This is a genomic window from Acinetobacter sp. 24-47-47, assembly GCF_057737035.1.
On sequence record NZ_CM173216.1, the window covers coordinates 999,091 to 1,011,549 of the forward strand.

Annotated in this window: 6 protein-coding genes; all 6 read left to right on the forward strand. The window is 36.7% G+C overall.

All coding sequences use genetic code 11. The features are described from left to right. The first annotated feature begins 19 nt into the window (after positions 1-19). The 6 genes from AC1M9E_RS04615 (at position 20) to AC1M9E_RS04640 (ending at position 12,453) form a co-directional block, all read left to right on the forward strand. The gene (locus AC1M9E_RS04615; RefSeq protein WP_488225075.1) at positions 20-6,166 is read left to right on the forward strand and encodes a DUF637 domain-containing protein; all 6,147 of its coding nucleotides are present in this window, start codon (positions 20-22) and stop codon (positions 6,164-6,166) included. Positions 6,167-6,171: 5 nt separating this feature from the next. Continuing rightward, positions 6,172-6,717, forward strand: coding sequence for a hypothetical protein (locus AC1M9E_RS04620; protein ID WP_488225076.1), 546 nt, complete (start codon positions 6,172-6,174; stop codon positions 6,715-6,717). Between the two features lie 451 nt (positions 6,718-7,168). Then, entirely contained in the window at positions 7,169-7,951 is a 783-nt protein-coding gene (locus AC1M9E_RS04625; protein ID WP_488225077.1) for a hypothetical protein, read from the forward strand. Positions 7,952-8,216: 265 nt separating this feature from the next. Further along, entirely contained in the window at positions 8,217-10,292 is a 2,076-nt protein-coding gene (gene zorA, locus AC1M9E_RS04630) for an anti-phage ZorAB system protein ZorA (protein WP_488225078.1), read from the forward strand. An 18-nt stretch (positions 10,293-10,310) separates the two neighbouring features. After that, positions 10,311-11,042: a type I Zorya anti-phage system protein ZorB1 gene (gene zorB1 / locus AC1M9E_RS04635; RefSeq protein WP_488225079.1), complete on the forward strand. Its 732-nt coding sequence runs from the start codon at positions 10,311-10,313 to the stop codon at positions 11,040-11,042. Between the two features lie 4 nt (positions 11,043-11,046). Beyond that, positions 11,047-12,453, forward strand: coding sequence for an EH signature domain-containing protein (locus AC1M9E_RS04640; protein ID WP_488225080.1), 1,407 nt, complete (start codon positions 11,047-11,049; stop codon positions 12,451-12,453). Positions 12,454-12,459 lie beyond the last annotated feature (6 nt).

The window sequence follows — 12,459 nt, forward strand, 5'->3', positions numbered from 1 at the left end:
AAAAATAGAAGTACTTTCAATGAATAAAAATCTTTATCGCATCATTTTCAGCAAAGCCCGCAATATGTTCATCGTTGTAGGGGAAAATAGTAAAAGTAAAACCAAAGCTGCTGGAAAGAGTGCAAAAATAGCAATCTCTCCAGGGACTCAAGATAGTCAAATTTTACAGCAGCATTGGGTAGTGAAAAGTTTGGTGGCCAGCATGAGTTTATGGATGTCTGTAGCACCTGTATATTCACAGATTCAAGCAGATCCGGCGGCTAATGTAGCGAACAGGCCAGTCGTGGGCGTGGGAAAGAATAGCCAAGGTCAAAATGTACCTGTAGTCAACATTCAAACCCCAGTAAATGGTGTCTCCCATAATATCTATAAACAAATGGATGTGCTAAGTAATGGTGTAGTCCTGAATAACAGCCGTACAGGTGCTGGTTCCATCACTGTTGGGAATGTAGGGGCAAACCCATTTTTAGCTAAAGGTGAAGCACGGCTTATTTTAAATGAAATCAATTCAACTGCAGCAACACGTTTTGAAGGAAATCTTGAGATTGCTGGTCAACGTGCAGATGTCATTATAGCTAACCCAGCCGGTATTAATATTAAAGGTGGCGGTTTCATTAATGCCAATAAGGCCATTTTTACCACAGGCAAGGCACAGCTAAATGCGGATGGAAGCCTAAAGCAATTTGTTGTAGACCAAGGTAAGGTGACGGTTACAGCCAACACAGGTTCAACTTTAGGTTTAGGTGGGAACAACAATAATGCCGATTATGTAGATATTTATGCACGTGCGTTAGACTTGAATGCAAAAATGCATGCAAATCAAGATATTAATGTCATTACAGGTGCAAATACAATCTCAGCCAACCTTGAGAGCATTGACAGTAAAACCTCAACAGTCGCAGCACCTGCATTGGCAGTGGATATTAAAAGTTTGGGCGGGATGTATGCCAATAACATCTTCCTGATGGGGAATGAAAAGGGCTTAGGTGTCACGAATGCCGGTACACTCCAAGCTGTAAATAATATAGTGGTGACCAATACTGGTAAAATTGTTCATAGTGGAACAATTTCAACTACAGATAAAAAGAATGGTTTAGTCAGCGTTGCTAGCACCGGAACAGGAGCTGCTGCAGATATTGCTATAAGTGGATCAGTAAATAGTTATGGTTTAATTAATATTGATTCAGGCAATAATTTAAATCTGAATGCAAAAGATATTACGCTAAATTATGATGCCACAACCCTCAACTCAGCAGCACTGATTATTGGAGCTCAAGGTAATCTAAACTTAGCCACTGGTACCAAAATCAACAACCTCAGTACAAATGGCGACTTATATATCGATGCTAAAGGGATCAGTCTGGCAGCAAATTCAGAACTACGTAGTAACCGAGGCTCTGCCAATATTAATGCCAATGAGAGTCTGTTGAGTAACAGCACAGCAAGACTGATTGCTGCGAAAGATTTAAACTTAACTGCCAATAAAGACCTGAAACTAATAGGAAATACCTTACAAGCCACGAGTGGTTCAATCAATATCCAGTCAGCTGAAGAGGCACATCTGCTTCAAGTAGATGGTGGAACACTTTATGCCGGTAAAGACTTAAATATCTATGGTACAGGTGATGTCAGTCTTAAAAACTTAAGCTTTAATTTGGTCAATAATGCTACACGTTTAAAAAATATCAATGTCTACAGTGGCAAAAATCTGATTTGGGATAATAAAGCGAAACCCTTAGCTAAGATTTCAGGAAAACTACAACTTGAAGCAAAGCAGGGCATAGAGCTCTCGGGTACGGCGCTGCATGCAGCCAATGGTATTGCCATACAGTCTGATACTTTAAATTTGAACACGACTGTAAAATCTGATCAAGGCATTGACTTTACTACTCTTAGTGCCATGTCTCTCGCGCAAGGTACAGCGTTAAATGCAGTAAGAGATGTCAAATTAGCCTCATTACAGGGCAGTATTCAGGCACAAAGTCTGAAAGTAAACTCAACTACGGGCCATACATCGATCATCGCCCATGAAAATGTCAACTTGAATTCGGTTCAAACCACTGTGCCCATGTCCCATGCCGATCGTGATGAACAGATTACAGATAAGACCGTGATTGACGCAGCTCAAGGGATTGTACTTGCCAGTGCAGAAAAAGGTACAGTCAGCGTTAATTCAGCAGATTTAACGACAGCCAAAGGTGATTTAAAGATCCTTGGACAAAATGGTGTAAATCTGGATTCTAATATTGATGTGGTAGTTGGTGGTGGAGATAATGGATATGACACTATTCTTAGCAATCAGCTCAAAGGCCAATCTGTATCAATAGGAACTAAAAAGGGTAATATTGATATTAAGAATACTGATTTGACCTCAACTGTAAACCAGCTACATCTAAACAGTGAGGCAGGTATGCTTAATGTTGCAGACAGTAAGCTGCAGTCGAAGGGAAATACTGAAATTTACGCCAAGGATATTTTGGCTCTTAAAAATATCACAGCAAACTCAGATCAACATTTAGCAGTCAATTCAAAACGAACCCTATATCTGAATGCAGATTATACGCCGACAGCTACTGTGTGGCACCCATCAGCTAAAACCAACTTAACAGCAAAAGGAGTCTTGTCACTTACTGCCACGGGCAACCAAATAATGCAGAATGCCCAAATGACAGGTGGTGCTATTTTATTAGAAACCACAAATTTATCTGTTAAGCCGGGCCTAGTATTCAATGCCACAGGAAGTGACTTATTAAAAAAAGATACCAATTTGAATAGCCTGAATGGTGACTTAAGTATTCTGACTAGAGGGGCAAATGGTTTAAACATTGATCCGAAGATTATTAAGCTATCGGCAGTAGGCGATATTGAATTAATTGCAAAGAACGGCTTATTAAAATTAGTGGGTTATGGTGGCACACAAGGTAAGGGTTCTGAACAAGTGGTCAAGCTCAATACTGCAGGTGGTGGAATTAACTTGCAAGGTGACAAGGTTGAATTACAGGGATCAAAATTAACTGCTTCGAAAGATTTATCAATTGTATCAACTGGTGGAGATTTAATTGTTGATGGAGTTCGGAATACTATTACTAATCAACATACTGATGAATACAAAGCAAGAATAAATAGTTTAATTAACCAGGAAAAATTACTTTTTGAATCAGATGATTATAAAGATTTTATGGCGTTTTTAATGCAGGAATTAACTACATTAGGTAAAAGAGTTGAATCTGGTGAATTAGTAGCCGGAGGTGAGGCTGTCTGGAAGGAAGTAGAAAAAATTTTAATTATAGGAACAAAACAATATCCGAATTATGTTTCAAAAGCTATTCGAATACGAGAAGAAAAAGACTTTTATTCTGAAATGTTAGAGTTATTTAATGTTGGTTATGTTAATGGAGAGGTACATACTGGTACAGAATTTATTAGTGAAAAAGGCAATATTCAGGTTGTATCAAATAAAGGTTTAAGTATTAGCGGTTCATCTATTGATGCGAAAGATGGAAAGGTCAGCCTTGAAGCTGCGGGAACCTTGGATGGTGATGGGTATAATATTCAAGGAAAATATAATAACCCTATTGAAAACAGTGTAAAAAAAGGTGTTATTAAAGGCAGTATAGTTATTGATGCTAATCAAGACTCGTATGAACAAGGGAAAGCCTCTGATAATAATTATCGTTGGTATAGCCCAGTAAGCCCTACAATTATTAATGGAACTAAAGGGGTTTCTATAAAAGCTACGGGTAAGCAGGCTACAGATAATTTAGTTTTACAAGGAGTATCGATTACCTCAGAAAATGATGTAAATATTGAAGCTTATAAAAATATAATTTTCGATGTGGCGATTAATAATAGTTTTAATAAATCTCAGAAAACTGAAACAAAAAGAAAATGGTACGGAAAAAAGAAAACGATTACAACAACGCAGACCGATGAGAAAAGTGGAGGCTTGTCTGTCGATATTGATGCAAAAAATATTAATATTAAAAGTCAAGAAAAGAATACAGCTTCGATGACAGGTCAGAATCGCACGAGTATTGATATGTATTCTAGTCAACTAAATGCTATTGATGGAAAAATTAATATTCAGGCTGGAGGGGATCTAAACTTCTTAACTGCTGATGATGTAACACTTAGTACAACAGATATTACTAAGAAAAGCTCATTTCTTGGTGTCAAACTGAATAACTCACATACCACAAAGACGCGAAATGTAAAATCAGAATTACCTTCAGAATTAAATGCCAACTATATAGGAACTAAATCTGGATTTGATACTCGTCTCAAAGGAACAGTATTTAACTATTTGGAGGGGGCAAATATTGAAGCGGGTGGAAATATTACTCTGGAAGGAGCTTCCAAAACCGTCGCAGAAACTTTGAAAAAAGAAAGTAACAGTGTTGTTTGGCAGTCTATGCAAGATAAGGGTTCGATTACGGAAACTGCAAAACTTCCAAGTTTTAATGGGCCAGTTGCACCAACGTTTATTGCGAAAGGTGGACTGACTGTACAAGTTCCAGTGATTAGTGGTCAGAATAATGATGTTCGTGCTGAAGTGATCAAGCTATCCAATCAACCTGGTAATGAATATCTGAAAGGTCTTATTGCTCGTAAAGATGTCAATTGGGAAGCAGTAAAACTTGCACAAGAGAGTTGGGATTATAAGTCACAAGGATTGACGGGTGCTGGTGCTGCACTCATTGTCATTATTGTTACTATAGCAACAATGGGAAGTGGTACCGCAGCCGCAGCAGGTGCTGCTGGAGGGGCTGCTGCTAGTGGAACAACAGTAGGTCTAGGTGCAAGTATGATTGGGGCTGCGGGTGTAACAACTACTGCAGCAGGAGTCATTGTTCCTTCAACATTAGGTGCAATGGCGAATGCAGCTGTCACTTCGCTCCTGACACAAGCTAGTATCAGTACCATCAATAATGGTGGTGATCTAAGTAAGACCTTAAAAGACTTGGGAAGCAAAGAATCTGTTAAAAGTTTAGCTACAAGTGTTGTAACTGCAGGGCTATTGAGTGAAGTAAGTAGTGCATTAAAGTTGAAACCAAATAGCACAGCATTAGCTGACAAAATGACGAATACTTTTGTCAATTCAACAGGTTCTGCTCTTATACAAAGTGCAGTTAATGGCGGTGATCTGAAAACTAACTTGGAAAAAGCATTATTATCTGGCTTTGTTTCAGTGGGACACGCAGGACTTTCGCAGCTGATTGGTTCAAATATAGATGGATTCACTGGGACACAAGTAGAATTTATACTGCATAAAATTGCTCATGCGGCTGCAGGTTGTGTGGCTGCAGCAGCACAAAAAGCACAATGTGAAGCAGGTGCAATAGGAGCTGCTGTAGGAGAAACAGTTGCTGGTGTAATGCTGAATCAAAATAAGCAATTTAATTCAGTTGATGAAGTGAATAAGTATTTTGAATCTATAGCAGAATATTCGCAATTAGCAGCTGGATTGGTTGTTGCTTATGCAGGCTATAAAGATGTTGCTGTTGCAGCCAATGCTGCTGAAGTAGCGGTAAAAAACAATGCATTAATGTTTATTCCTGCAGCTCTCGAAGGGCTCGCAACGTTAACAGCTGGCTCTGCAAGGCTGTGTGCTACAAATCCTGTATGTAGAACAAAAGCAGCACAAATTGGTGTGGATGTGCTTGCTATGGTCGCAATAAATAGTGGGAAACCGGATAATGAGAGTGTTCAGATAGTCCCATTGCCATCAACTTCAGGAAGTTCAGCTACTGGAATGCCACCCAATGATCCTGATCATGAAGATAAATGGCGGGAAAATAAGACAGACTACACCAGTAGATTAAATGTTAGAGAGGATACTGCACGTACTGAACTTAGAAGTAACTTGCCAGGTAGTGGAGGCCAAGCGCACCATATAATTCCTTGGCAGTTAAGAACTAATCCATTAGTACAAAAAGCTTCAAAGGGTGGGTTTAATATAAACGGCGCAGAGAATGGTGTACGATTATCAAATCATAGGGGGCCACATCAATATTACAGTATAAGGATTGAAAATTATTTGAATAACGTAAATCGTACCTATCCGAATATGACGAATGAAGAGGCAGCAAAGTACCTTGTTAACTTTAATCGTGAAATGAGAGTAACTTTGAGAAATATGGATAAGAAAGGGACAAGACTGGAGTAAGTGTAATGGCATTATATGATATTGAGAAATATGATGACTCTTTAACTTTTAGTAGTGATCATGTCGGTAAGTTGGATCAAGGCAGTGATGAGTTATCTTCTGATTGTAAAAAAGCTATACATATGTTTTTCGAAGAATTCTCGCAAGTAATCACATTGCTTGATTGGGATTATATAGCTGTTGAGTTCTGGTTTGATGCGGGGCATTTATATTTATTTCCAGAAAAAATTGTTGACAAAACAATTGATTTTACTGATTTAGGGGCGACCGAAAGACTTGATCCTTATTTCACTCTTTGTCTTACATCGTATCTAAAGAAATTTGATGCCTTTATTGAGCATGATTATGGTAAGTTCTCTGATAATGAGCTTGAAGAATGGTATTTACAAAATTGTAAAGAGGTTTTTGGCAGTGTTAGTCTTGCATTAAGTGATAGTACCCTTTCCAATTTTATTCTAAATGCTTTAAATAGGAAGCAAATTGTTTTTCGTTATTTTGGAACTTCTAGAGAAATTGAGTATGGAGAAAAAACTATTGCTTTGATAATGTGATACATATTGTAGATTTTTTACCATTGCAGGGGGGAGAGAGGACGATGCTAATTTATTTTTTTCTTTAAAGCATCAATATTTTCAAACGTAACTTTTTCCCTGCAGTTGAATTCTTAAATGATACATGAAAATAAATAAATATAAAAAAGAAATGTTATAGCATTTCTTTTTATATTCAATTTACATGTGTTAATCTGAGTACACAGGTTCAAATCCTTAAACGGACTTTGAACAAAATTAATTTCAGGATTCAATAAACTAAATCTAATTTGGGTAAAAATTGGGTGCAAAATTTATAGATTATATAAATTAATATTTAAAATCATTGATTTAGGTTTTGAGTTCAATTGACGCAATCTCAAAAATAATAAAAATTGAAGAATAACTTTTATTGATTACAAGAAATGTTTTAACTTAATTGTTTCTTAATAAGTTTTTTAAATAGGAAAATATGGCTACTAAATCTTACTCAGAAATGCTTACTGCTATTAAAAAAGTGAATCTGGAAAATTCGAAAGATTTATCAGCCTTAGATTCATTAAAAATCTTGGAACATGGAAATATTAGTAGTTACTACATTCCGTTTGATTATGTATCAGAAAAAGCGAAAGTAGTCCTAGTAGGTATAACTCCAGGTAAAACTCAATTATTTAATGCCTTATCATCTGTGCAAAGATCTTTAATGAAAGGGCTAGTGCAAGAGGATGTTCTTAAAATAGCTAAGAATGAAGGGGCATTTAGTGGAACACTACGTAAAAATTTGATCAAATTATTAGACCATATTGGCTTACATGAAAAGCTAGGTATATCAAGTACTTCAAGTCTTTTTGATAAAGATGCTTATTTAGTGCATACGACTTCTGTACTAAGGCACCCTGTATTTATTAATGGTAAAGATTATAGTGGGTCAACACCTAATATGCTGAAACACCCGTTATTACGTGACATGATTGATGTCTATTTAATGGAAGAAATTAGCAAATTGCCGAAAGCAATTTATATTCCTCTCGGCCCTAAAGTTAGCCAAGTTTTTGAGTATCTAATTCAGCAGGGATCATTACAAGACCAGCAGATATTGTTTGGATTGCCACACCCATCTGGTGCAAATGCTGAAAGAATTGCATATTTCTTGGGTAATAAAGCACGAGAGTCATTAAGCCTAAAAACTAATCCAGATTTACTTGATCAAGCTAAGCTAAAAATCTTGGAAAAGTTGTCTTTAAAAACTAATTAGTTTTTCTAAAATATCCCTTCTTTATCCTAACCATAGTTAAGAAGAGATATTCATATTAAGTTATTTGATATAATTTTCTAATTGTAATTTATAAAAATACTATGGGGTATGCAGTGAGTTTTTTGACAATAGCAGAATTTTTACAAAGGTATTATGTCATACCGATTACAATGGCAGTTTTTGTTTCTCCTTATGGGGTATTTGTATATATAGGCTGTATAAGCCAATAATTGACTTAGATTTTTAATACAAGATTGAGAAGAATATGGAGTTATTACTAAAAGTTGTTGAAATATCACAAAAAGTATGGGCAATACCAGTAATGATGTTTGTTGTTATGTGTTGTGTATACTTTATTCTTTTTCGACCTAATTATTTAAAACGAGCTAAAAGCCTAAGTAATAATTTACAGCAATGGACCAAGGAAATTCTTGATACAAAATCAACTCTAAAAGAGTATGAATATAAATCTTTTTTATCTAATCTATTCTCTCAAACAGAGCTCAGACATGCATGGTCAATGTATGAAAATACATTACATGATCAGCAGCAGGTGATTGATGGTGAAAGTGTTTTTACACAATCTAGAGCGACTGTAAGAAGTGAAATATTTTTTTCCCAAGGTCTTATTGTCGATACACCTTTAGGCATAGATTTCTATAAACATTTACCCGGCATTATTACTGGTATTGGTATTATTGCGACATTTTTGGGTTTATTGTTGGGGCTCTTAACATTCGATCCAGCAGGAGATCCGGCAAGAGTTCAAGATAGTTTAGGATTGCTGTTAACAGGTGTGAGTGAGGCCTTTATTGCATCAGCCATTGCAATCGTAACGGCCATGATAATCACATGGCAAGAAAAAAGTTGGGTAAGAAAGTGTTATGCCCAGCTTGAAAGTCTAACTACTGCTATTGATAGTGTTTTTGAACCTGATGAAACAGGTGAAGAGTATCTCGCACAACTTTTAAAATCTAGTCAAGCGAATGAAACCAATGCACGTCAATTAAAAGACAGTTTAGTCAATGATTTAAAAGTCATGATGACAAACTTAGTAGAGGAAAATAAAAAGAATCAACTCGCATTTGCGAGTCAACTCACCGAGAGTTATGCCAAAACAAGTCAGGATATGGCGACGCAAATTGGTCAATCCATTACAGATACTTTACAAGCACCGTTGGACAAGATTGCATCAAGTGTACAACAGGTCAGTGGAGATCAGGGTAGTCGGGTACAAGAGTTAATTACCGATGTTTTAACAGGGTTTATGTCCAAACTGGAATCTACTTTTGGTGCACAGATGCAGGGCATGGGCGACATGATGACTCAATCTGTATCTGCAATGAAAGAAATGCAACTAGGGTTTAGTCAGCTCATTACAGATATGAAACTCAATAGTGAAAGTGCATCACAAAACTTGGAAATGCAGATTACTAAAATGATTGAAGATATTCAGATGAAGCAAAATGCGATGTCTGAGCAAATGAATCAAATGGTGGAACATTTATCACAAGGCGCTAAAAAAATTGGAGAACAGGGGCAATTTGCAATTGAGCAGTTAAATGGCAAAGTATCTGAGTTAATTGGTCATATGGGCGGCACTATGTCTAATGTAATGGCAGATATTGCAAAACAACGTATGGAACAAGATGAATTAGTTGCTAGCAACCAACAAAAATTGCACGAGCAATCCTCAGCATTGATTGATCACTTGGGTACAGAAATAAAAGAATTGATTGTGCAGAGCCAACATGCTGTAAATGCCTATAAAGACAATATAGATAAACTGACACAAGTGACCACAGAAAGTATTTCAGGAATGAATACGGGTGCTGAAAAAATGCGTCTTGCTGCAGATCAATTTAATACGGCAGGTTCATCGTTAACGACGGTTACAGATAAAACATCACAGTTGATTTCAGAGGTCACAACAACATCTACTCATTTGACAAGCGCAAGCAGCAATCTGATTTCCTTGCTCGGTGATTATAAAAACTCACAAGACAGTGTGAATAAGGCAATCGCGACACTTGAAGGGCTTATTCAACAAGCACAAACAGAAGTCGGTATGAGTAGCAAAATGCTTGATGATATGAAGCAGATGACTTCTGCACTAAATCAAGTGAAGAAAGAAATGCAGGATTATTCAGCGCAAATTGGCGACGTGATGGTGAAAAGCTTTGAAAGCTTTGGTAATTCTGTCGAAACAAGTCTTAATCACACCTTGGGGGTATATGACAATGCTCTTGATCAAGCAGTTAAACGTTTATCAACAGGTATAGAAGGTTTAAGTGGTTTCGTTGAAGAGCTTGAAGAAATTGTGACTCAAAAGAAACATTAATATTGGAGTGCTTAAGTCATGTTTGGTAATCGGTACTCCCATGTTTTACGATCTAAAGACGAAGGTGAAAAGCCATTCTGGATTTCTTTTGCCGATTTGATGACGGCTTTAATGACGCTTTTTCTTGTGGTTATGGCCGTGTCTTTAATGATTGTGACCAAGAAAATTAATGAAGCAACTCACGCAGAAGATCAGCGTAATGCGGATATTTTAAATATTTGTCAAAATATTCAGAACAGTGCACGTTTAAAAGATGCTGGCATTGAAGTGGACTGTAAAAACAACCGTATCAATTTTGGGGAAGCAGGACGTTTTGCACATAATGACTATCGTTTAAATGAGGTGGGGCGCAACCGACTCAATACCATCGTGCCCATTATCCTTGAGGAAGCGAATAATCCTTTAGGTGAAAAATGGTTTAAACAAATTGTCATTGAGGGTTTTACTGATACGGATGGCTCTTATTTATACAATCTTAATTTAAGTTTAAGACGTTCAGAATGGGTGATGTGTAGCTTACTTGATCCAAAGTTTAGTTCTGGCTTAGCTTTAACTGAGCAGGAAAAACAGCAAGTGAAACAGCTTTTTTTAGCAGGTGGTGTTTCATTTAATTCAGCAAAGGACAGTAAAGAAGCCTCGCGGCGTGTAGAATTAAGAATGCAGTTTTATGGCTTAAAAGAAAAGGAAAACGCTGAACCACAACCACATTTCGTCTCATCTCCTGTTGAAACTTGTCAGTTGGCGAGGTAATGCGATGACAATAGAACGTTTGCAACGTCGGTTAGAACAAAGTTTAAGCCTACTTTTCCCAAAAGAAACCACATATAGTAATTTCGTTCAACCTGTACGTTTAACAAAAACCTTGCAGGTATTGGAGCGAAAATTTGATGATCTTGAAAATTCAATTCCATTAGATGTCAAAATATTCAAAACGATTTCGAAACTTGAGCATTCAGGATTTGAACAATTTACTCGAAGAGATTGGAAGAATTTAGCTTGGGCATTAAGTAAGGTTTTGCCGGATACCCAAGAAAAACTTATTTTTAATGATATTGGCAAACGTATTGTTCAGCATTTTAATCAGGCAGAACAGAGCATCATTAACTTGGTTTATTTTCCATTATTGTATAGTTATTTTGCTTTAGCGAAAGAAGATATTGCAGCGAAGCCAGCAGTTTGGTTGACATTGCGAGATATATTGAATCGTCATAAGTCGAATGTTTATAAAAGTACGCAACGTCCAAAACAATGGATGACAACTTTAATTGATCATGCTGACATTTTATCTGATACACCAACCAAAGCATTTGTGAAACAATTCTTGCAAGACGATGATAAGAGTGGGATTCAGGATGAACTCGAAAGTCTAAGAATTGCACCAAATAGTTGGTTTTGGGATGACTTAATTAAATCTTCTATTCAGTCCATTCGACAGATGAATGAAAAAGACTATTTTAAATTTATTGCACGTTTCATTAAGTTATCAGAGCAGAATAGCTTATATAGTCGAGATATTCTGGCGGCGTTGTTAGAGCGTTATGCAAAAACATCTGCACGTGACAAGGTACATGAAATACTCAAGCAGATGGCATTAGATCAATGGGGGAATCCACAATATGATTCTTCTGCGGGTTGGAATAATGTCAATCCTGATACGAAACGTATGGTGGTTCAATGGTTTGTCAAAGCCGACTTAGAAGCGTTCTTTAAATTATTTAGTCGAACAGCGGATGTAAACCGATTTGATTATTGGATGAAGTTCATTGATAAGATTAGTTTCTCACAAATTTTTCTTGGACCTAGTGCATTAAATTCTCAGCAGGCGTCACACAGAAAATTCCGTGAAATGAATCGTGGGCGATTGAAAAAATTAGCAGGGTCATCTACGCAGACTAATAATGCTTTCATGCTAAAGATAGAAAATCTATATGTGATCGACTTTTCTGATACTGGTAATGCATGTTTTATCGTTAATAAAATTCCGTACAACGAAAACAAGTTTGAAGTACATATAGATACTTTAAAGCCGTGGAATAATTTACTGAAGTTAACTCATACGCCAGGTTGGCAAGCACGTTTTGACAGGAGAATGGAAGAGTTAGGGGTTTTTCTTAATCATCAAAAAGTAAAGAAATCTAATAATAGACATGGTAAGTATTAGGAAAGG

Bases quoted from the DNA above. Each gene is read 5' to 3' on its own strand.
- AC1M9E_RS04615 (WP_488225075.1), top strand. From the start codon at position 20: ATGAATAAAAATCTTTATCGCATCATTTTCAGCAAAGCCCGCAATATG.
- AC1M9E_RS04620 (WP_488225076.1), top strand. From the start codon at position 6,172: ATGGCATTATATGATATTGAGAAATATGATGACTCTTTAACTTTTAGT.
- AC1M9E_RS04625 (WP_488225077.1), top strand. From the start codon at position 7,169: ATGGCTACTAAATCTTACTCAGAAATGCTTACTGCTATTAAAAAAGTG.
- zorA (WP_488225078.1), top strand. From the start codon at position 8,217: ATGGAGTTATTACTAAAAGTTGTTGAAATATCACAAAAAGTATGGGCA.
- zorB1 (WP_488225079.1), top strand. From the start codon at position 10,311: ATGTTTGGTAATCGGTACTCCCATGTTTTACGATCTAAAGACGAAGGT.
- AC1M9E_RS04640 (WP_488225080.1), top strand. From the start codon at position 11,047: ATGACAATAGAACGTTTGCAACGTCGGTTAGAACAAAGTTTAAGCCTA.